Source organism: Paenibacillus sp. JT31N17 (assembly GCF_056269255.1).
Map to the genome: position 1 here is coordinate 154,668 of NZ_JBWDNP010000015.1, position 21,103 is coordinate 175,770.

Genomic DNA, 21,103 nt, shown 5'->3' on the forward strand with positions numbered 1-21,103 from the left:
ATGGTTATGGAGCAAGAGCATTTATCCCTTCTGGTGAAGGAAATGAGAGAAACCTTCGAGAGATTCGCCAGAGCGGAATGGCGCAAGCAAACGTCCTTTGGCATCAAATCGAGCGAAATTCGGGTTCTGCTCTGCATCAAGGTTTTGGCTGCTGAAAATGGCAATGGCGTCACTATTTCCGATATCAGCAGGAAGCTGGACGTAACCTCTCCCACTGTCACTCAAATGGTCAAACATTTGATTCACGAAGGTTATGTGGAGCGGGCTGCGGATCCCAGGGACAAGCGGATTTCGCTGCTGGGGCTGACAGCTAAAGGGGATGCGGCTGCGCAGAAGGCATACGAGCGGTTTACAACCATATTCTCCGGTCTCATCGAGACATTGGGAGAGGAACAGAGCAAGATGCTGGTCAGTTTGCTCAACCAGGTTTATCAGTATCTGCATCACCTTGATATAGACTAAGGTTGGCCAAGAAGCACCGATTCCGATTCAAACATAAATAAGAAGCTTCCAGAACCACGGATAAAGTGGAACTGGAAGCTTCTTTTTCATTTATCCTGCTGCGGCACCGGCTTTCTCGCCCTGCTGAAGCTGATACATCTGATAATATTTGCCCTGGAGCCGCATCAATTCCTCATGGCTGCCGCGTTCCTCGATGACGCCGCGGTCAAGCACGAGAATGAGATCGGCATTCCGGATCGTGGAGAGGCGGTGGGCAATGACGAATGTAGTCCGTCCCTGCTTGACGACCTCAAGCGCTTCCTGGATTACCGCTTCCGTCTCTGTGTCGATATTCGAGGTCGCTTCATCCAATATGAGGATCGCCGGATCAAAGGCCAGCGCTCTTGCAAAAGAGATCAGCTGGCGCTGCCCGGCGGAAAGGGTGCCGCCTTTCTCGATGACCGGCTCGTCGATGCCTCTGCGGAGATGCTTCAGCTGCCGGTCTGCGCCGACTGCCGTCAAGGCCTGCTCGACGCGCTCGCGGGAGATGGACGGATCGTCCATGGACACATTGGAGGCAATCGTTCCCGTGAACAGGAACGGATCCTGCAGCACAATCCCCATATGCTCGCGCATCGTCTGCCGCGGCATGGTATTGATGTTCGTACCGTCGATCGTAATCCGGCCGCTGTCCACGTCGTAGAAACGGAACAGCAGGTTGATGATCGAGCTTTTGCCTGAGCCGGTATGGCCAATCAGAGCGACCGTCTGACCCTGCTTTGCCTCGAATGTAATGCCCTTGAGCACCTTCTCTTCCGGCTTATAGCCGAACCATACATTCTCGAAAGCCACATTGCCTTTGTAGCGCGGTATGCGCTCATCGGATACGGGCTCTCCGGCTTCATCGAGCAGAACGAATACGCGCTCCGCCGATACAAGCGCCGACTCCAGATTCGGCAGCTGGTTCACAATATTGACGATCGGCTGGAACAGCCGGTTTAGGTAGTCGACGAAGGCGTATAATACGCCCAGCGTAACCGCTCCCTGCGCGCCGCCGATGGCTCCGGCGCCAAAGTACCAGATCAGCGCGACATAGGCGATATTCCGTATGACATTGACCAGATTATGTCCGGTCCAGGCGTTGAGCGAGAGCAGCTTGCTCTTGTAGTTATAATTCTCTTCATTATAGTTCTCGAACTCGGCTTCCATCTTCCGCTCCTTGCGGAATGCCCGGATGATGGCCATGCCCTGGATTGTTTCATTGATCCGGCCGTTGATTTCGCTCAGCGTGGAGCGGATGATCCGGTTATAGCGCTTGGCAACCCTGCCGTACAGATAAATCCAGACGGCCAGCACAGGGAGGATGAACAGGCAGATGGCGGCGAGCCGTGCGTTCAACAGGAACAGCGCCGCGTAGATGCCGATCATATTGATTCCGCCTGTGAAGAAATTGGCCAGCACCGTCACATAGAGCTCACGGATGGCCTCCGTGTCGTTGGTAATCCGCGAGACGATTTTACCTGCCGGCAAATTGTCAAAATAACGCACAGGCAGGCGGTTGATGTGCTCGAACACATCGTTTCGCATTTTGCGGATGACCCGGTTGGCCGAAGCCTGCAGATAATAACGCTGCCCGTATGCGAACAGGGCGGAGATCAGCACCAGTCCAAAATAATACCAGCAGAGCCGCAGCAGTCCGCCAAGCTCCGGCTGGAAGAACCGGTAAAGCTCGGCGTTGCTCAGCCTCTCCGCCTCGTAATTGGCCGACTGGGCTCCCCGGGTAATGGCGATGCCGCCGTCTGCAAGAGTTTCCCTGCGGCCATCGAAGGCTATAGGCCCCGGGACAAAATAATAGTTCCGGCCGACCTGCAGCACACGGACTTCGCCGCTCCGTTCCTCTTCAGGGGCAAAATGGTCGGCACGCTTGTATGAAGCGTCCTTATAGTCAGCCGCGAAGCGGTCGCCCGCCGAAGCTGAATACCACGGCTTCTCGATGCCGGTGATATGTACATCGATCAGCCGCTTCGCCACCAGCGGTCCTGCCAGATCGGTCGCCACCGCGACAGTCAGCATCAGCAGTGCAAACAGAAGCGGGCGCTTCACCTGCAGCGCATACCTCAGCAGCCGCTTGACCGTGGCTTTCTTGTCTCCGGCCGCAGCGTCAATATCCAAATCGTAATGCTCGTTGTCCACTTCGTTTCACCGCCTTATTCAATCGCCTGCTCGATTTGCTGGCGTTCATATTGTTCTTTGTACCAGCCCTGCCGGCGCATCAAGGCTTCATGTGTGCCCTGCTCGATGATTGCGCCCTCGTCGAGCACCAGAATCCAGTCCGCATGCTGGATGGCGGACAGCCGGTGTGTGGCGATCAGGGTGGTTTTGCCGGCGCGTTCGCTGCGGATATTCGCGATGATCTCCGCTTCGGTTCTGGCGTCGACCGCCGACATGGCGTCGTCGAGCATCAGGATGTCCGGATCTGCGATCAGCGCCCGGGCGATGGATACCCGCTGCTTTTGTCCGCCGGACAAGGCCACGCCGCGCTCTCCCACGAGCGTCGAGAGCCCTTCGGGGAGGAAGGAAAGATCCTTCTTGAAGGCGGAAGCGGCGATGGCGCCGTCCAGATCCTCTTCCGAGGCGTTATCCCGCCCGAACAGGATATTGCTGCGGACGGTCCGCGAGAACAGGAACTGCTCCTGCGGCACATAACCGTACCATGATTTCAGCCGGTCCATATTAATCCGCTCAATCGGAGTTTCTTCGATGCTGATGGAGCCTTGACCCGGCGGATATTCGCGCAGAAGCTGCTTGATCAGCGTCGTTTTGCCGCTGCCGGTTCTGCCGACGATGCCAAGCGTCTGACCCTGCTCCAGCGTAAAAGCGATCTCCTTGAGGTTGTCGACGGAAGAAGAGGGATAGCGGAAGGTCACGTCCCGGAATTCGATCCGTCCTGACTGGGCCGAGGCGACCGGATCGGCCGGATCGGGTACATCCGCCTTGGCGCCAAGCGTTTCGATTACCCGGTCGAGGGAGGCGTTGCCCCGCTGCATGATGTTGATCATCTCGCCGATCGCGAACATTGGCCAGATCAGCATTCCGAGGTAGACATTGAACGAGACCAGTCCGCCGACAGTAAGCTCATTGTTATAGACAAGATAAGCGCCGTAGCCCAGACCGATGAGGTAGCTTGCGCCTACGAAGATTTTGACAGTAGGCTCGAAGAGCGCATCGATGCGGACGACCGCGATATTTTTGGCCAGCACATCGCCCGTCACCTCCGCAAAACGTTTCTCCGCGGCCCGCTCCTGCACATAGGCGCGGGTGACCCGGATGCCGGAGATGGTCTCCAGCACCCCGTCATTCATATCGCCGAACGCATTTTGCGCGTCGGAGAAGCGGCTGTGAATCCATTTGCCGTAAAGACTGACCAGTATGGCCATCAGCGGCAGCGGGAGAATCGACACCAAGGTCAGCTTCCAGGAAACGAGCAGGGACATCGTCACCAGCAGCGTCGCCATCCACAAGGTGGAATCGATAAAGGTCAGGAGGCCGAAGCCCACTGTTACCGATAATGCCTGCAGATCATTGGTTGCGCGTGCCATCAGGTCGCCGGTCCGGTTCCGCTCATAGAAGCTTGGGGTCATGCGCAGGAACTGCCGCATCAGGCGGGAGCGTTTCATTTTCTCCACGACGAAGGCAGCGCCGAACAGCTTATACTGCCAGATGTAGGACACCAGATAAGTGACTACGGTAAGTACGGCGAGCTGCAGCAGGACAAGAACCATGCTGCCATGCGTCATGCTGCCGAGCTGGATACTGTCGATGGACCGGCCCACCATCATGGGGGGCAGCACCTCCAATATGCCGCAGATAATGAGCAGCGAGATGGCGAGAATGTACCGTTTGCGCTCCAGTTTGAAGAACCAGCCTAATTTCTGTAAAACAGCTAGCATAAGAACGACCTTCTCTCTAACAATTGGGATGAAGAAGAAATGGCTTCGCCGCCCTCTGGCGGGGTATCTTCTTCTCTCTGAAATATAAGCAAAAAATGGAGAAAACCTATATTTTGCTTATATGATAAAAAACAAAAGCACACCGCGCGGATACGGTGTGCTTTGCTTTGGCAATAAAAAAGCGCACGCCACGAGGATTCGTGACTTGCGCCCGGAATGACGTTACGCCTTGCGAACGTCGAACGGATTTCAGATCCGTTCCTTGAGGGAGCCACGATAATTATGCAATTGGGCAGTGCGCCGATCATACATGGTGATAGTGTGCTGATGCATTGCGATCATGATTAGTGGCTCCCTTCTGATCCGAGATTTGATTTCGATACTACGTAAGTTATCACGCGGGCTTAAGCATTGTCAATCCATTAATGGAAAATTTAAAAAGCAATTTTCCATACGGAGCGCGCCAGCCGGCAGTAATCCGCCTAGCAGGGACAATGATGTTATGATGCAGCACGGAATATAAATGGAAATTTTGCTCATAATAATCAGACCTGACAGAAGAGAAAAGGGGGAGTAGCCGATGAATGAACAGATTCAGCTGATCGCCAGCTCCCTGGATACCTTCGTTGAGAATAATGCCGATGCGCGCAAAGAGCAAATCACGGGGGAACCGGAATTTATCTTGTATTATATTTCGACCATAACCGACTCGGCGTTTATTGACGATCAGCTTAAAGCCCCCTTTTTTCGTTATTCCGGGGTTCAGTTCGAGCAGCATATCAATTCTATCAGCCAGACTATCGGCAAAACCGATGATCTGCCTGCCGTATTATGCAAAGGCAGCGCCGTTATTTTGTACAACGATCAGGTCTATACCATCGAGAAAGCGTTAAAATATAAAACGCGCAATGTGGACACTCCCCAGGTTGAAGCTTCAATTGTAGGTCCCTTGGAGGCTTTTGTGGAAAGCATGGCCGTCAATATGAATTTGATCCGCAAGCATTACCAGAGTCCTACGCTCCGAATTGTTAAGTTTGAAATAGGAACCTTAAGCCGAATTACCGGTTATATGCTGTATGACAGCGAATTGGCCGATCAAGCTTTCGTAGACCGTGAGCTTGCCCAAATCAAAAATCAGAATGCCAGGAATGCCCAGGCTGTATCCAAAGTGCAGCAATATTTGCCCAAGAAAAGGCCCCTGTTATTTCCGAGATCAGTCGTAACGGAGCGCCCGGACCGGGTAAGTGAGGCGCTTTCCAAGGGGAAATCCGCTTATTTGATCGAAACGACCCCTTTTGCCAGTTTGGCACCTATTAATTTTCATGATTTTATGGCTTCCATGGATGATTCCTATATGCTTCCTGTGTACAGCTATTTCCTGATTGCGCTTCGATATTTCGCCTTATTCGCCACAGTCATTTTGCCTGGAGCCTATGTTGCCTTTACAGCGTTCAACCCGGAAGTGTTCCGCGTGCAGCTGGCTTTATCGATAGCAGGCAGCAGGGCGGGACTCCCGTATCCTGCTTTTCTTGAGGTCGGTTTTATGATGATTATGACCGAGTTATTGGTGGAGGCTTCTCTGCGTGTGCCCAAAACAATTGGTCCCGCAGCTACGACAGTTGGCGGGCTCATTCTGGGGGAAGCCGCCTCGCAGGCCAATCTGGTCAGCGATATTATGATCATCGTCGTGGCGGCGGTGGCCATTGCCAACTTTGTGATCCCCATCAATACGATGTCGCTGACCGTCCGCGTCTTAAAGTATGTCCTGCTCTTCCTGGGAACCATCGCCGGCTTCTTCGGGCTTACGATCGGCATCGTACTGCTGATCAGCTACTTGTTTACCATGCATGATGCCAAATATTCGATGGTCCAGTCCTTTACAGCACCGGTAAAGTTCAATACCCAAAGATCGCCAAAACGTTCAGCCGGCGGGAGGCAGACCTAAGTGAATATTCTCTTCTACATTGCGCTGTTGACCTATTATATGATTAATCATGCCATATTCAATGCCCCGAATGTCACGGCCAGAAACTATCTGCAAACCGGTTTGACGGCCGTTCCAATAGGGTTATTGCTCGCGGGAATCAATGCATGGCTGCTCCTGTCTGTTTACAACCGGTATCCTAAATTGACGATGGTTGAAATTAACCGCCATTTATGCGGGAAAATTGTCGGGGGGATCATTTCCGCCTCGTATGTGCTCTTGACTGTCGTGATCGGCTTCTTCATGTTCAGGGGATCGATGGAGGTTATTATCGAGTTTCTGATGCCCGAAACTCCTGTCTGGTTTTTGGCGGTATTATTAATTACCGTTCCGTCATGCGCTTTGCTGCATACCGATAACTCCATCTTGTATCTGGTCGCCTTTTTTACCGCATTCGCTTTCATTCTGATGCTCATCATCTTCTGGCTCGGCTTCAAAGAAATCGATGTCGTTATGCTGAAGGGAGTAATGGTCCATGGCTGGAAGTCTCCCACGCTTCAGGGGATAGCAGCGTCCGCTTTTGTTTATGGAGGATACACCTGCCTTGCCATATGGAATCCTTATTTTGCACGGACCAGCCTCAAGGTAACCTATATCATCTTTGTTGCCGTCGGGCTTGTCGTTACCTTGTGCGGCACGGTTATCCCTTTATCCGTATGGGGGCCGTGGGCGATTCAGAATCTGAATCTGATTTGGGTCATGACCGCTGAGACCTTTTCCCTCGATTTGTTCGTCATGGAACGCGGATTGTTTCTCATAGTTCCCCTTCTCCTGGTCACGGGTTACATGGGAGTGCTTCTCTATACGTATAAGGGATACCGTCTGCTTAATCTGATGCTGAACAAACAGAAGCCAGCCAAAATCATAATGGGCTGCGTCCTGCTCAGTTATGTGGTTCTCTCTTTGTTCGTCAATGAGCTTAAGGTCATTATCAGCTACCGGGAACAATATATGGTCATCTGGATCATTCTCCAAAATGTAATCGGCATTCAGTGGTATGTGCTTGCCAAAAGAAAGGAGCGTGGCCTGCGTGCGTCTTAGCAGAGCAGTCGCAATCAGCCTGAGCTGTCTGGTTATGCTGCAAGGCTGCCGCTCTGATTACAAGGATATTGACCGCAGGCAGTTCGTTGTGACCATGGGGCTGGATAAAGACGAGGAAGAAGGGGAATTCCATATGACGCTCAGAGGCGCTATTCCGCAATCGCAGAATCCGGGATCCGTCACATCGGCGGATACATTTGAAAGCTACGAAACCTCCGCAGCTTCTATTGGTCAAGCCATTCAGCAGATCACACAGCAGTTTTTCCTGGAGCCCGATTATTCCCATTTGAAAGGCGTGATATTCAGTGAGGAATTAGCCAGATCGGACAATATATTGCAATATATCGATTTTTTCATCCGCCGCCGGGACTTTCAAGACTTGGCCATGGTTGCCATAGCCGAGAACGCAGAGGAAATTATAAACCTCCATCAAAAAGGGGAACGTACGGCAGGAGACAATCTGTTCATGAAATTTGGCGAAGGGGTGAACACCGAATATACGCCTGCCATCGAATTGCAGGAAATTTACAAATATTCAATGACGCCCGGACTCACCTTTTATTGTCCGATCCTGCATGTCGAAAAAAACAAGCTCACTTCCGGCGCAACCGCGCTGTTTGACCGCAATAACCGGATGATAATCAAGCTGGACGGGGAGGAAACGAAATATTTCAACCTCTTGAGAAGGGGGTTGGAAAGAGGGTTTATCGTACTGGGACCCGAGCAGCAAAACGGTCTTGGCATCAGGCGCGGGAAAGCGGATTTTCATATAAAAAAACAGAAAAACGCTCTGGTATGCGATGTGCATGTGCAGATCGAAGCCAGTATAGAAGATTCGGATCAATCGGACTATACCCCGGCGGATTTGAAAAGAATGGCGGAAAAGAAATTGAATGCGGATATTTTCGGACTACTTTTAAAAATGCAGGCCAATCAGGTTGATCCGCTTTTTATTGGATTAAAATACTGGTCGATGAGCTCCGGGTTCAAGCTGGATCGGGACTGGCTGGCCGAAATATATCCGGATATGAAAATCCAGGTTCACTCCGATGTGACGATTACCAGAACAGGAACTCTCCGGTGGAGCAGCAGCGGGCAGCAAACGAAGTAATTGGAGCTGATTGATTCTATCTTGATTCTTATTGCCAAATGCCGGATGATAGAATTACTTTCTATTGCACATGGCACAATAACGTCCGGCAGCTTTCAAAAGCGGAATAAGCTCTCAAGATTTTACGAAACAAGCGGGGAGGATCCTTGTGCTCCAGCAGGTTATGGTTGTGTTCCTGTTTACATTCATTATTCACTTATCCGAAACGCTCACCTACTCGCTGCGTCTGGCAGGCGTCCGCCTGGGCAAGCTGGCGGTTGCTTTGTCCCTCTCGGGAATCATTCTTCTGGTTTCGCGGACAGCGAACATGCTGCAGGGGCCCTTGACGGGCAAAATCATCGACTACGCAAGGAATCATCCGGAGTTCAACCTGGTTGAGCATTTTCGGCTGGTCATCGGCGCTTCAACCCTGGGTACGCTTACAGCGATCCTGCTGTTTCCTTCCGCGGTCTTTCTCTCCTCCAGAGTTATTGCCCATCTGGAAGTGGCCGGCTCCATTCCGCTCATGGTCCGCTCATCGGTATCCATCCAGAAATTGAAGCATGCGCGGGCCCATCTGCGGTATCCCAGACTGGAGATGCTGTCGCGTCTTCGAATTGGAGGAATTCCGAAGAGACTGGTTGCGATGAACGTTCTCGTAACGGCGATTTATACGATCGGAGTATTGGCGGCGCTGCTGGCGTCAACCCTGACGGCGGAGAATTCCACAGCTGCGTCACAAGCGTCCGGATTAATCAACGGGTTTGCGACAATCCTGCTTACCATTCTGATTGATCCGCAAATTGGACTTGTGACCGACAAGGTGCTCAGGGGAGAGAAGGAAATCAAGGCCTTGAACAAAATGTTCGGACTGCTGATGCTCTCGCGGTTGACCGGTACTTTGTTAGCGCAGCTGCTGCTTGTTCCTGCGGCCTATTGGATCAAATGGATGGTTGGAATCCTATGAAGATTGCGTTAAAACGGTTGCTATTTCCAGGCCCCTGCCTTATCATTGTTCTGCAAAGGAATATTCTGGAAGGTGGCTGCCGGTGTGAGAAGAATTGCTGCTATTTTACTGGCTTCAGCACTCGTAATTGGTTTATCTATAGGTTCAACGGGAACGGCAGAAGCAAAAACAACAGCCAAAACGTTCAAAAATTGTACGGAAATGAACAAGACTTACAAAGGCGGCATTGCCCGTACGTCCTCGGTTAAGAATAAAGGCGGCAAAACGAAAAACAAGCCGTTTGTTTCCAAGGAACTGTACGACGCCAACAAGAAAAGCGACCGGGATAAAGACTTTATCGCTTGCGAGAAATAGCCGGTAAGCCGCGGCGCGACCGTGAATGAATAACAAAAGCCCTGTTCCGGAAGGAACGGGCTTTTGTTATTCAATATGCAGTATATCTTAGGTGCGCTGAACGGCGCGACCATGAACGGTGGTCCTGTTTCTTCCAGGTAGCTTGAGCTTAATGATTGCCTGTTGACATTAATCGCCGAATAAATGCCAACAACAGCACAGCAAAAAGAGCAGCCGCTTTCAGGGCTGCTCCCGCTCTGGCATATCATTACGGCAAATCGTTGTTACCCGCCGCTTTGCTGCTTGCGCAGATATTCTGCGTATTCGACCGTAAACTCCCGCGCATGCCTGAAATCCTCGGACAGGAGAGAGAGGGCTGATGTGACGTCCGCCTTCGCTGTCTCTATCAGAGCGATCATCCCGGGCTTGCGGGGAATGTGAAACCGCGTATGGTCGTGATGCACAATGGTGACGAGGGTACCAAGCGCTTCCCCGTCCTGAGTATGAATGGAACTCCACATCCAGCGCTGCTGGTCGCTTTCCTCCGCATTGCCCCATTCTCTGGAGATGTCGAATTCACCCGGGAGTCTGGGCTCAGGCCGGATTCCGGCTTCCTTGAACTGTTTGTGGACAGGGAGATAAAGCAGGTTCAAATACGTTCCGTATGCCATATCGCCCGCCTCGTTATAGGCTTTGAGCAATTGCTCCGCATTGTTCCTGAGCACGGCCTGCCAGTTTCCGTCGATATATTCCACAATATACTGCGCGATCGCATCGATGCGGTTCCCCCTGGATTCCTGAAGAATTTCTTTAAGTGGCTTCGCCTGTGTCATGGTTTATCCCCTTTCAAATCTCTTCAATCTGTGATGGAGCGGCATTCTGCTCAAGACGATCAGCTACCTGAAGCAGCAGCCTGACTGCCTCCTGCAGATTTTCGAGTGTGTAACTCCCTCCTGCTTCGTTGGCCCAATCCGCATGCCGCTGCTCCACATAAGCAAGTGCTTCACGTCCTCTCTGCGTGATCTCCATCAGCTTGGAGCGGCGGTGATGCGGATTCTCGTGATACATAATGTGACCGTCGCGTTCCAGCGTATCGGCGGTTTGCTGCACGCTCTGGCGTGATAATCCCATGATGCGGGCAACGTGAGCGACTGGAGTCGGGCCATGCTCGACAACGCCGAGCACCTGCCAGCGGGCACTGGTGAGACCAACGGGCTGCGTAATGCGGTCCCCTGCCTCGAGCAGAAGGCCGTTCACCCGGAATACGGCTAGAACAAGTTCAGTGAATGTTTCTCCATGTGGGCTTAGATTCTTCATATGACAGTAGTATGACGAATTGACAGGGCATTGTCAAATGAATTTTAGTGATTTAAATATTGGAGACAGGAGGGCTTATTCCCCTTCAGGTCTCTTCCTTCATATCCAAGAACAAGTAAGCTCCAACTGATTGAACAATGAATGGTTTGGGGTACATATAGAGGTTAGTGGGTTATGCTGTAAAAGTTACCAAATTCATGAGGAGGAGTCACATGAAAAAGCAAATTGAAGCGGATGTTGTCATTATTGGCGGAGGAACGGGAGGATGCGCAGCCGCACTGGGAGCAGCGAGATCGGGTCGCTCGGTTGTCATGACCGAGGTCTGGGACTGGATTGGCGGGCAGCTGACCAGTCAGGTGGTGCCTCCGGATGAGCCCCGCTGGATAGAGCAGTTTGGGTGCACGGCCAGCTACCGGTCCTATCGGAATGTGGTGCGGGACTATTATCGCAGAAACTTCCCGCTGACGGAGCAGGCCAGGTCCCGGGCAGCCTTCAACCCGGGGAATGCATGGGTCAGCAGGCTGTCCCATGAGCCGCGCACAGCCCTTGCTGTGCTGAGAGATATGCTGGCGCCTTATGTGCACAGCGGACGGCTGCAGATTTGGACCGGCTACGAGCCTGTGAAAGCCGAATCGGATGGGGACGATATCGTCTCGGTGACCGTACGCGGCCGGGAAGGGGACCATCTGGTTTTGACAGGCCGTTATTTTCTCGATGCAACGGAGGAAGGGGACCTGCTGCCGCTCGCCGGCGTGGAATACGTGACAGGAGCAGAATCGGCAGACGAAACAGGAGAGGCCCATGCGCTCTCAGGTCCGGCAAACCCGCAGGATATTCAGGCGTTTACGCATTGTTTGGCACTCGACTATGCAGAGGGGGAAGATTACACGATCGCAAGGCCCAGAGAATATGACTTCTGGAGGAATTATCAGGCAGACTTCTGGCCAGCTCCGCAGCTGGGCTGGACGGTTCCTTCGCCATCCACGCTTGAGCCTGTAACCTATGTGCTTATGCCAGGCGAGGGTGCGAACCCCTTGTTCACCTACCGCAGGCTGGCGGACCGGAGCAATTTTCAGCCGGGTACCTATCCGGCGGACATCAGTGTGGTCAATTGGCCGCAAAACGACTACTGGCTGGGCGCCATTACCGACGTTTCCCCTGAAGAAAGACACCGCCATCTGGAGAATGCCAAGCAGCTCAGCCTTTCTTTTCTGTATTGGATGCAGAAGGAAGCGCCCCGCCCTGACGGAGGGATTGGTTATCCCGGCCTGCGGCCGCGTCCTGATGTCACCGGTGCAGCGCATGGTCTGGCCCAGGCGCCGTATATCCGGGAAGGACGCCGTATTCGCGCCGAATTTACCATCTTGGAGCAGCATATCAGTCCGGAAAACCGCCCCGACGGAAAAGCGGAGAATTTTAGCGATACCGTCGGCATCGGAAGCTACCGGATCGATCTGCATCCCAGCACCGCGCTGCGGACATTTATCGATATCCCCTCGCTGCCGTTCCAGATTCCGCTGGGCGCGCTCATCCCGGTCCGGGTCAATAATTTGATCCCGGCTGCCAAAAATATCGGTACAACCCACATCACCAACGGCTGCTACCGCCTGCATCCGGTGGAGTGGAATATTGGAGAAGCGGCGGGTATGCTGGCAGCTTACTGCGCAGAGAAAAATATAAAGCCCCGCGAAGTGAGAAACACGCCGGACCTGCTGGCAAATTTCCAGACCCGCCTGCGCAATAACGGGTTTGAGCTGGAATGGCCGGTTATTGGAGCAGTCTGACCGGATCGATGGAAGTTAATGGATGGAATATAAAAAAGCAGGCCACAACGTTGCCGTTGCTGGGCCTGCCTTATTTTGTATTATCAGCAGTAGCAGTTATAAGGTTCTCTGCATGGATCTAGAAAAGCAGCTCGTCCGGATTTGGACCGAAACGGCTGTTCTTGTTCAAGCCTTCCAAGGCCTGAACGTCCTCTGCCGAGAGGGTAAAGTCAAACACATTGGCATTCTCCCGGATACGTTCCTCGCGGACGGATTTGGGAATGGTGACAACGCCCTGCTGGAGATCCCAGCGCAAAATAATTTGTGCCGGCGTTTTATTATATTTACTGGCCAGATCCGTGATCAGCGGAAGATCCAGATTGCCCTGCATCAGCGGACTCCATGCTTCGAGCTGGATCTGATTCTGTCTGCAGTAGGCCAGCAGCTCCCGTTGGCTCAGCAGGGGATGGAACTCCACCTGATTGACCGCCGGAACGGTATCGCTGTCCTGTCTGAGGCTCTCCAGATGATGAACTTGGAAATTGCTTACCCCGATAGCGCGGATATACCCATCCTTATGCAGCTTCTCGAAAGCCTTCCACGTTTCCTTATACTTGTCCTTCCCTGGCCAGTGAATAAGATACAGGTCCAGATATTCCAGATCAAGCTTCCGGCGGCTTTCTTCAAATGCGCGCAGCGTGGCTTCGTAGCCCTGATCCGAATTGGCCAGTTTGGTGGTCACGAACAGTTCTTCCCGCGGCACGCCGCTTTGCTTGATTGCAGTGCCGACACCCGCTTCGTTCCTGTAGCCCGCCGCGGTATCAATGGAGCGGTAGCCTGCTTCGATGGCGTATTGTACGGCATGAATGACCTGCTCACCTTCTTCAACCTGCCATACACCAATTCCTAGCCATGGCATATGTACACCATTGTTCAGCACTGTTGTGTCCGTGATTTGTTGAATACTCATGAATCATTCCTCCCATACAATTAAAATACACCTTCCATTATAAACCTTATTCATCATATTTGTCTTCGTCGATTCTGCTGATGCGATCCACGATGAGCTCGGCCTCAGTTTCAAAATTCAGATGCAGCGGGGCCGGCAGCAGTTCGAGAATATGCCGAACCGCCGGTAAATCCAGAAGCTCCTCCAAGGTTTGCGGCTGTTGATCCAGCCCGTGAAACCATTCGCGGACAGCATCAATGAACAGGTAAAAGGAGGCTTCAAACTGATCGGCAGCTGCCTCCGCACCCTCATTCCCGGATCCGGACATGGCTTTCCAGTTTCGTAAAGCGTTTTCCAAAGTCCGCTCCATTTTTGCCGTCATCCTGTAGTCTCCATGATCGCAGCATCTGAAGGTTCACGGTTGACCTGGACCATCCAGCCGAAGGGATCGGGTAATTGGCCATTTTGAATACCGGTTAAAGCATCGTACAGCCTGGCTGACAGCTCGCCGGTCCGGCCGCCGTGGATCACGAGCTTATTGTCATTCCAGTTAAGCTCCCCGATTGGCGAAATAACGGCTGCCGTGCCCGTTCCGAACGCTTCCTCCAGATGCTCGCCGGCCTCGTACAATTCCTCGATCGATATTTTCCTCTCTTCGACCGGGATCCCCCAATGCTTCAGGAGCTGGATAATGGAGCTGCGCGTAATGCCGTCCAAAATACTTCCGTTTAACGCCGGTGTAAGAATAGTCCCGTTGATTTTGAAAAACACGTTCATACTGCCAACCTCTTCGATATAGGTCCGGTGAACGCCGTCGAGCCATAGCACCTGGGAGTAGCCGTTTTCCTTGGCAGATACCTGGGCTTTCAAACCTGATGCATAATTGCCGGCGGTCTTGGCTTCGCCGAGTCCGCCCTTCACGGCGCGGACATACTCCGATTCCACATGAATCCTGACTGGATTAATGCCCTCCGGGTAGTAGGAGCCGACTGGCGACATGATAATGATAAACTGATAATGCGCGGAAGGGTCTACGCCCAGAGCAGCCTGAGTGGCGATGACAAAAGGCCGGATTTAAAGCGAGGTTCCGGGCTCTGAAGGAACCCAGTCCTGATCCTCCGCGACCAGCTGCTGCAGGGCGTCAAGCGCAGTCTCCTCGTCAAGCGGCGGAATCCCCAGACGCCCGGCGGAAGTGTTCAGGCGGTGCAAATTCTTCTGCGGTCTGAACAGCAGGATCCGCCCGTCTTCGGTCTTGTAGGCTTTTAATCCTTCGAAAATCGTTTGCCCGTAGTGGAAGACCTTTGCCGCAGGGTCTATGGACAGCGGCTGATAAGGCACAATTCGCGGCTGATGCCAGCCTTTCTCCAACGTATAGTCCATGATAAACATATGATCGGTAAAATGGACGCCGAATCCCAGCTGCCGCTGATCCGGTTTTTCCTTCTTCATAGTCGTCCGCTGGATCTCCATCGGTTGAATCATATTCATCTCTCCTTAGATGTAAAGCGCATTAATCCTCTAATTGAATGCTATCATCTCATGATATATATTAAAAATATCTATTTTATTGATTTATCATACCTTATCGGTATATATGGGGTGAAATCATGGATATTCGCCAGCTGAGGTATTTTCTAAGCATCGCCAGAGAAGGGCAGGTTACACGCGCGGCCAGGCAGCTGAACATGGAACAGCCTCCGCTGAGCCGGCAGCTCAAGCTGATCGAGGAAGAACTGGGTGTACGATTGTTCGACCGGAGCGGCAAGCGTTTAAAGCTGACTGAGGCCGGCAAGCTGCTTCAGGAGAAGGGCGAGCTGCTGCTGAACCAGTTCGAGGAAGCGGTCAGGGAAGTGAAGGAAACCGGGGAAGGCATAAGGGGACTTCTCTCCATCGGCTCGGTAGTGTCCTGTATTTCACTCCTGCCGCCGCGCATCCAGTCGTTCCGGGACAAGTATCCGCAGATAACCTTCAAGATTCTGGAAGGGGATCATGTTTATTTGGGGGAACAGCTGGAGAAGCGGGCTATTGAGCTGGTTGTGGCCCGGCTGCCTTTCGAGGCGCTGCACGACCCCAGGCGGTACGACGTGCTTCCGCTGCCCTCCGACCCGTTCGTTGTTGTAATTCCAAGCTCATGGACGGCCTATTCGGAAGAGGAATCCATTCATATGGCGGATTTGGCGGACTTTCCATATCTGACCTTGAAGACGGATCAAACGACATGGATGCATGAGCAGGTAATGAATGAATGTCTCCGTCACGGCTTCGCGCCGGACATTATTTGTGAATGCTCCAGTGTGGCCATTATAATGTCGCTCATTGCCGAAGGGATCGGCGCCACCATTTTTCCTAAATCGGTCATGTCTTCCTTCCCGTCGGATGTTGTACGGATGCTGGAGATCAAGGACGCGGACTTTCAGTCCGAGGTGGGCGTGGTCTGGATGAAGGACCGCTATTTATCGGCGGGCGCCCTCCATTTTATCGACAGCTTTCGGAATGGGAGCTGACTGGTGATTCCAAAAGTACGTAGTCTGAGGGAGATGGGCTGGGTATCGGGAGTTCGGAAGCTGTCGGCGGAGCCTCTTGTCATTCAGTGAATGCAGCGCAAGCTATGGGGAATTAATCGCATTCTTCCTGCCGGTTTAAGGAAAAGTTAAGAACTGCATAACCATAACCTTAAGATCGCTCCGGTAAAATGTCCTTAAAAGCAGGAGATGGGGGCGATGAAGGTATGGAGTTTATTTTCAGAAGAATTCGTTTCAAATTCTTGTATGTCGGAGCAGCCAGCGCTCTGATGAGCGGGATACTGCTCTATTTGGGATACCGCTTAGCCGCTTTTTTTTATCATGCGGGTCTGCAATACGATGCGCCCTATGTGAAACTGTTCAATTGGATCATTAATCATATCGGGGCGTACCCGACTGCTTTGCTTGCCGGAAGCCTGTTGTTTCTGTTGTTCTTTTATTGGCGCTCAGGCAAAATTCGTTCCGATTTGGCGGAGCTTTGCCAGCTCTATGCAGCCGGCGGGGATAAACCTGCAGCCGCAGATGAAGACGGTAAAATGGATGAGTTAACCGAAATCCGCATACTGCCCATGCATCACGCGAAGGAGCTGCATTAAGCCGGTGGATATGCATTTGCGGCGGCTGCATCAATGGCGGGCAATGGTAAACCAGATTTCCCGCAGCTTTGCCAAGCGGCGGCGGGGGTATTTTGTTTTTGATTTATGCATCCTTGGCATCGTCGTCATGCTCCTCGGTTATCTGGGCATGACGATGACAGGCGGATATATTTTGCGGAGCCAATCGGAGCGTTTGCTGGCGGTGACAACGAGCGTGATCACGGACCGCAGCGGCGCTCCTGTCAAGAAACTCATCTCCCCGGGGCACGGGAACCGCCTGGCAGCAGCGGGCGACGAAATTCCTCTCCTCCTGCAACAGGCCTTTCTCGCAACCGAGGACCGCCGCTTCTATAAGCATGGCAGTTTGGACTGGATCGGTATTGCCAGAGCGGTGCGCGTCAATCTGGCATCGGGAGGAATCGAACAGGGCGGTAGCAGCTTGACGCAGCAGCTGGCCAGAACCGTATTTCTCACTACAGATCAGACGCTCTCGCGCAAATTTCTGGAGACGGCGATTGCCGGAGCGCTGGAGAAGGCATACTCCAAGCAGCAATTGCTGACGCTCTATCTCAATCATGTCTATCTGGGCAGGCAGCAGTACGGGGTGAAGGCTGCGGCAGAGCGGTATTTCGGCACTGCCGATCTGCGCAAGCTGAAGCTGTGGCAGATTGCTTCGCTAGCCGCCATTCCGAAAGGTCCTTCGGTTTACAATCCCGTTGATGACGCCATGCGGAACAAGGAACGGCGGGCTGTAGTACTCACTCTGATGCATGAGCAGGGGTATATCGGCAAGGCTCAGATGCTGGAGGCAAAGAGCGTCGAATATGTGCCTCCTGAATCAGCTGCGCCGGAGCGTACTTATGCCGCCTATACCGACTATGCGCTTCAGGAAGCGGAAGCTGTAACGGGCTTGACCAGGGAGAAGCTGATGACAGGGGGCTACACCATTGTAACGGGACTGGATCCGGGCTATCAGCAGGCTGCGGAAGAGGCTTTCCGGCAGGATCGTTATTTTCCGAAGGATGGAGCGACGCAGCAGGTGCAGGGGGCGGCTGTTATCCTGGATAACAGCACGGGGGAAATAAGGGCGCTTGCCGGAGGGCGGGATTATAGGCAGGGCGGTCTCAACCGCGCGGTGAATATTTCCCGTCAGCCCGGCTCGGCCATCAAGCCGATACTGGTTTATGGGCCTGCTCTGCAATCCGGCGAATTCCGTCCGCAGACCAGACTGCAGGATATGCCCGTTGCTTACGGCAGCTATAAGCCAGCGAACCTTAGCGGCCGTTATCTGGGTTCGGTGACGATGGAGCAGGCAATGGAGCAATCGATTAATGCCCCGGCCGTTTGGCTGCTCAATCAGGTAGGGCTACCGGCGGCAGCTGCGTTTACGGAGAATCTGGGCATCCGGCTGGGGAATCAGGACCGCAATCTGGCTGCCGCACTGGGCGGCTTTCATGACGGGGTGTCGCCGCTTGCCATGGCCCAGGCCTACAGCGCATTTGCCAATAACGGCAATTTCAACGAAGCGCATGCTGTCAAACTGATCAAGAATGCTAATGGTCATACGGTCTATGCCAGTCCACTGCTGAACAAGCAGGTCATGACGCGTCAGACGGCGTCCGATATGACCCGGCTGCTGACAGAAGTGGTCGATCATGGCACGGGGCGGAAGGCGAAGCTCGGAAGCTGGACAGCCGGCAAGACCGGAACCACCCAGTTGGATATTGACGGCTTAACGGGACAAGCCAACCGTGATTTGTGGTTTGTCGGCTACACCTCCAAACTGACGGCTTCCATATGGATGGGCTTCGATACCAGCAGCAGGGATAATTATATGACGGCTGGCAGCGGGACCGCTGCGGCCATGTTCGCAGCTATAATGAAGCAATGCCAATAAAGCACCGCGCGCAGCTCCCAGCGCGCGGTGCGGCGCTGCATGACGGCGGTCGGCCGCATGAGCGTTTGAATCCGTCCTGCCCTCCTCCAGGGACAGGACTTTTTTTATTTCTGTTCGCCGCGGCCCTCGGCATGAAGCACGCAGTTTTCGTGCCCTGCTCTTTTATGCTAGAGTAAGGAAAGAACGTCTGGCCATGATCCTTATCCTTTCCCGATGCGGAGGTTTATTCGAAAAATGAGCATTCGTGTTCTAATGAACGGCAGGGAACTGCGGGTTGAACATGTTACGACAGACAAGCAGCAGCATCGCACAGGCAGTATTACCACACGGCATCGGCATCCCGTATTTCATTTCATGTATATTACGGAGGGAGAAGGCAGCTTTGCGGTGGATGACCGGCGCAGCAAAGCGGAACCGGGGCTGCTTTATATTATAAATCCCAATGAATGGCATGAATTTCAAGGCGACGAGGCAAGGCCGCTCTCCAATCTGGAATGCACCTTTCTCGTCCTCGATGGTGAGGGACAGCCATTTGAGGCCAATTTTTTGGACTGGATTTCGGAGAAAAGAGGCTCGGCGCTGCCGGACTCGATGAGAGACGGGCCGGTTCCGGTGCCGCCGCTTTTGCAGCCATTCCTGCTGGAGGGCTTTCACCGGCTGCTTGAGCCTTCGATGAACTATGTTACACCCGAGCATTTGTCGCTGATGGTGATAGATCTGATGCTGCGGACGGAGGAAACGCTCTGGCGCATTGCCAGGCTCGATACGGAAAGCGCGCGATCCGGTGCGGAGACCGTTGCGGTATTGAAGCATTATATGAAAGCCCACATGAAGGAGCATATCACGCTGGAAGAGCTGTCTCATTTGGCGCATTGGACGCCTAATTATCTCTGCCGGATATTTAAGGAGCATACCGGAGAGTCTCCCATGACTTATTTGCAGCGGGTACGCATGACCGAAGCCGAGAAGCTGCTGCTATATACCGATTTGCCTGTGTATGCCATTGCCGAGATGCTGGGTTATGAGGATGCTTCCTATTTTGCCCGTGTTTTCCGGCAGCAGCATGGCAGGGCTCCGACGAACTATAGGATAATATAGTCCGCATATGCGGGTAGATTTTACCTTCAACGTCCCTCGCATACTTGTTATGATGCCATTATAACCGCATCTTTCATGAGAAGGGGAGAAGGAAATGAAGGGACTTACCATTGATCAAATCATTCATTATCAGACAGAAGGCTATCTGATTGCCGAGGATGTGCTGACGGACGAAGACCTGCAGCCGGTTATTGACGAGCTGGAGCAGGAGATCGATAAACGGGCAAGGGCCCTGCATGCCGAGGGGAAAATCACTGAGCTCCATGAGCATGAATCGTTCGAGCGGCGTTTTGCCCTGCTGCATGCGCAGTGCCCCGCTATCGGCAAAGCCTTTGACATCAGCGATTACCTTGGCGATGCCATCTTCCGCTTTCTCGGGAACGATCATTTGCTGGACGTTGTGGAATGCCTGCTCGGCAGCGAGCTGAGCTGCAATCCGATTCAGCATCTGCGGGCCAAGCTGCCCTGGAAGCCGGGAGCGAATGCGGAGCCGGATTACTTCCAGAATGTGCCGTGGCACCAGGATTGCGCCGTTACGAGCGTGGACTCCGATGCTTCGGAAATCATCACGTTCTGGCTGCCGCTTGTGAATGCAACCGCCGAGACGGGCTGTATGGAAGTGATGCCGGAGGTCTCCAAGCTGGGATATCTGAAGCATCGCAAAGAAGGGGGGACGACGATTGTTCCCGAGCAGCTGCCCCATGTTCAGCCGGTGCTGGCCGAATGCCGCAAGGGCAGCATTGTAATTATGAACAAATATACCCCTCACCGCGGGACGACGAATACCTCGGACATCGTACGCTGGTCGCTTGATTTGCGCTACCACAAGCTCGGGGCGCAGTCCGGGCGCTCCATCCATCCATCCTTTGCGGTAAGAAGCGAGAAGCAGCCGGAGCTGGTGCTGACACAAGCTGACGAGTGGCGTACGCTGTGGCAGGAAGCCAAGCTGCGCCGGGCAGAGGGCAAGCTGCACCGGGTTTAGAGATCTGCCTATATTCAACTAGTGTTGCAGTAACGACAAAATCAGGCTGCCGTTGTTGACGGCAGCCTGATTTGTGCGCGAAATCCGGGTAATGATACGCGCTGGATTTCCTGCAAATGCTCGGTAAGGGAATCCCGTGTTTCGCCCTTGCCTTCCTCGCCCGAGAAGACATC

At 53.2% G+C, this 21,103-nt stretch carries 18 protein-coding genes and 1 pseudogene; 12 read left to right on the forward strand and 7 right to left on the reverse strand.

Going from position 1 to position 21,103, the window contains the following annotated elements:
* The first annotated feature begins 6 nt into the window (after positions 1–6).
* Positions 7–462, forward strand: coding sequence for a MarR family winged helix-turn-helix transcriptional regulator (locus AC0YOB_RS31215; RefSeq protein WP_475796101.1), 456 nt, complete (start codon positions 7–9; stop codon positions 460–462).
* Positions 463–552: 90 nt separating this feature from the next.
* Here the strand turns inward: AC0YOB_RS31215 and AC0YOB_RS31220 are convergent, their stop codons facing one another.
* Together AC0YOB_RS31220 and AC0YOB_RS31225 are read right to left on the reverse strand one after the other, a co-directional pair.
* Positions 553–2,634 (reverse strand): ABC transporter ATP-binding protein, encoded by a 2,082-nt coding sequence (locus AC0YOB_RS31220; protein ID WP_475796102.1) that lies wholly within the window; start codon positions 2,632–2,634, stop codon positions 553–555.
* A gap of 14 nt (positions 2,635–2,648) precedes the next feature.
* Positions 2,649–4,391 (reverse strand): ABC transporter ATP-binding protein, encoded by a 1,743-nt coding sequence (locus AC0YOB_RS31225; RefSeq protein ID WP_475796103.1) that lies wholly within the window; start codon positions 4,389–4,391, stop codon positions 2,649–2,651.
* Between the two features lie 580 nt (positions 4,392–4,971).
* Here AC0YOB_RS31225 and AC0YOB_RS31230 point away from each other — a divergent pair.
* From AC0YOB_RS31230 to AC0YOB_RS31250, 5 genes are all read left to right on the forward strand, one after another.
* Positions 4,972–6,336, forward strand: a complete 1,365-nt coding sequence (locus AC0YOB_RS31230) for a spore germination protein (RefSeq protein WP_475796104.1) — start codon at positions 4,972–4,974, stop codon at positions 6,334–6,336.
* Positions 6,337–7,416: a GerAB/ArcD/ProY family transporter gene (locus AC0YOB_RS31235; protein WP_475796105.1), complete on the forward strand. Its 1,080-nt coding sequence runs from the start codon at positions 6,337–6,339 to the stop codon at positions 7,414–7,416. It abuts the gene before it with no gap.
* On the forward strand, positions 7,406–8,527 hold the full coding sequence (locus AC0YOB_RS31240) for a Ger(x)C family spore germination protein (protein WP_475796106.1): 1,122 nt from the start codon (positions 7,406–7,408) through the stop codon (positions 8,525–8,527). The genes AC0YOB_RS31235 and AC0YOB_RS31240 overlap by 11 nt, the downstream gene beginning before the upstream one ends.
* Before the next feature lie 148 nt (positions 8,528–8,675).
* The gene (locus AC0YOB_RS31245; protein ID WP_475796107.1) at positions 8,676–9,473 is read left to right on the forward strand and encodes a lipid II flippase Amj family protein; all 798 of its coding nucleotides are present in this window, start codon (positions 8,676–8,678) and stop codon (positions 9,471–9,473) included.
* Between the two features lie 84 nt (positions 9,474–9,557).
* Positions 9,558–9,827, forward strand: a complete 270-nt coding sequence (locus AC0YOB_RS31250) for an excalibur calcium-binding domain-containing protein (RefSeq protein WP_210044951.1) — start codon at positions 9,558–9,560, stop codon at positions 9,825–9,827.
* 263 nt (positions 9,828–10,090) lie between these two features.
* Here the strand turns inward: AC0YOB_RS31250 and AC0YOB_RS31255 are convergent, their stop codons facing one another.
* A complete protein-coding gene (locus tag AC0YOB_RS31255; protein ID WP_475796108.1) occupies positions 10,091–10,639 on the reverse strand; it encodes a DUF6022 family protein in 549 nt (182 codons plus the stop codon).
* Positions 10,640–10,652: 13 nt separating this feature from the next.
* Positions 10,653–11,063 carry a MarR family winged helix-turn-helix transcriptional regulator gene (locus tag AC0YOB_RS31260; protein WP_475796109.1) on the reverse strand — a complete coding sequence of 137 codons (411 nt, stop codon included), beginning with the start codon at positions 11,061–11,063 and terminating at the stop codon, positions 10,653–10,655.
* A gap of 272 nt (positions 11,064–11,335) precedes the next feature.
* On the opposite strand from AC0YOB_RS31260, the gene AC0YOB_RS31265 reads away from it, so the two are divergent.
* Positions 11,336–12,907 (forward strand): FAD-dependent oxidoreductase, encoded by a 1,572-nt coding sequence (locus AC0YOB_RS31265; RefSeq protein WP_475796110.1) that lies wholly within the window; start codon positions 11,336–11,338, stop codon positions 12,905–12,907.
* 118 nt (positions 12,908–13,025) lie between these two features.
* On the opposite strand, the gene AC0YOB_RS31270 is transcribed toward AC0YOB_RS31265, so the two are convergent.
* The 3 genes and pseudogenes from AC0YOB_RS31270 to AC0YOB_RS31280 all read right to left on the reverse strand — a co-directional run bounded on the left by AC0YOB_RS31270 (position 13,026) and on the right by AC0YOB_RS31280 (position 15,317).
* Positions 13,026–13,856, reverse strand: a complete 831-nt coding sequence (locus AC0YOB_RS31270; protein WP_475796111.1) for an aldo/keto reductase — start codon at positions 13,854–13,856, stop codon at positions 13,026–13,028.
* A 46-nt stretch (positions 13,857–13,902) separates the two neighbouring features.
* Positions 13,903–14,217 (reverse strand): hypothetical protein, encoded by a 315-nt coding sequence (locus AC0YOB_RS31275; RefSeq protein ID WP_475796112.1) that lies wholly within the window; start codon positions 14,215–14,217, stop codon positions 13,903–13,905.
* Positions 14,214–15,317: pseudogene (locus AC0YOB_RS31280) on the reverse strand (branched-chain amino acid aminotransferase). The gene AC0YOB_RS31275 and the pseudogene AC0YOB_RS31280 overlap by 4 nt, the downstream one beginning before the upstream one ends.
* A 125-nt stretch (positions 15,318–15,442) precedes the next feature.
* Between AC0YOB_RS31280 and AC0YOB_RS31285 the strand changes: the two are divergent.
* The 5 genes from AC0YOB_RS31285 (at position 15,443) to AC0YOB_RS31305 (ending at position 20,930) form a co-directional block, all read left to right on the forward strand.
* Entirely contained in the window at positions 15,443–16,339 is an 897-nt protein-coding gene (locus AC0YOB_RS31285; protein ID WP_475796113.1) for a LysR family transcriptional regulator, read from the forward strand.
* A gap of 224 nt (positions 16,340–16,563) precedes the next feature.
* Positions 16,564–16,953: a hypothetical protein gene (locus AC0YOB_RS31290; RefSeq protein WP_475788003.1), complete on the forward strand. Its 390-nt coding sequence runs from the start codon at positions 16,564–16,566 to the stop codon at positions 16,951–16,953.
* 10 nt (positions 16,954–16,963) lie between these two features.
* On the forward strand, positions 16,964–18,850 hold the full coding sequence (locus AC0YOB_RS31295; protein ID WP_475796125.1) for a transglycosylase domain-containing protein: 1,887 nt from the start codon (positions 16,964–16,966) through the stop codon (positions 18,848–18,850).
* 234 nt (positions 18,851–19,084) lie between these two features.
* Entirely contained in the window at positions 19,085–19,948 is an 864-nt protein-coding gene (locus tag AC0YOB_RS31300) for a helix-turn-helix transcriptional regulator (protein ID WP_475796114.1), read from the forward strand.
* A 94-nt stretch (positions 19,949–20,042) separates the two neighbouring features.
* Entirely contained in the window at positions 20,043–20,930 is an 888-nt protein-coding gene (locus AC0YOB_RS31305) for a phytanoyl-CoA dioxygenase family protein (protein WP_475796115.1), read from the forward strand.
* Positions 20,931–21,103 lie beyond the last annotated feature (173 nt).

Coding starts and splice junctions, on each gene's coding strand:
- AC0YOB_RS31215 (WP_475796101.1), top strand. CDS start 7: ATGGAGCAAGAGCATTTATCCCTTCTGGTGAAGGAAATGAGAGAAACC.
- AC0YOB_RS31225 (WP_475796103.1), bottom strand. CDS start 4,391: ATGCTAGCTGTTTTACAGAAATTAGGCTGGTTCTTCAAACTGGAGCGC.
- AC0YOB_RS31230 (WP_475796104.1), top strand. CDS start 4,972: ATGAATGAACAGATTCAGCTGATCGCCAGCTCCCTGGATACCTTCGTT.
- AC0YOB_RS31255 (WP_475796108.1), bottom strand. CDS start 10,639: ATGACACAGGCGAAGCCACTTAAAGAAATTCTTCAGGAATCCAGGGGG.
- AC0YOB_RS31265 (WP_475796110.1), top strand. CDS start 11,336: ATGAAAAAGCAAATTGAAGCGGATGTTGTCATTATTGGCGGAGGAACG.
- AC0YOB_RS31270 (WP_475796111.1), bottom strand. CDS start 13,856: ATGAGTATTCAACAAATCACGGACACAACAGTGCTGAACAATGGTGTA.
- AC0YOB_RS31275 (WP_475796112.1), bottom strand. CDS start 14,217: ATGACGGCAAAAATGGAGCGGACTTTGGAAAACGCTTTACGAAACTGG.
- AC0YOB_RS31285 (WP_475796113.1), top strand. CDS start 15,443: ATGGATATTCGCCAGCTGAGGTATTTTCTAAGCATCGCCAGAGAAGGG.
- AC0YOB_RS31290 (WP_475788003.1), top strand. CDS start 16,564: ATGGAGTTTATTTTCAGAAGAATTCGTTTCAAATTCTTGTATGTCGGA.
- AC0YOB_RS31295 (WP_475796125.1), top strand. CDS start 16,964: ATGCATTTGCGGCGGCTGCATCAATGGCGGGCAATGGTAAACCAGATT.
- AC0YOB_RS31300 (WP_475796114.1), top strand. CDS start 19,085: ATGAGCATTCGTGTTCTAATGAACGGCAGGGAACTGCGGGTTGAACAT.
- AC0YOB_RS31305 (WP_475796115.1), top strand. CDS start 20,043: ATGAAGGGACTTACCATTGATCAAATCATTCATTATCAGACAGAAGGC.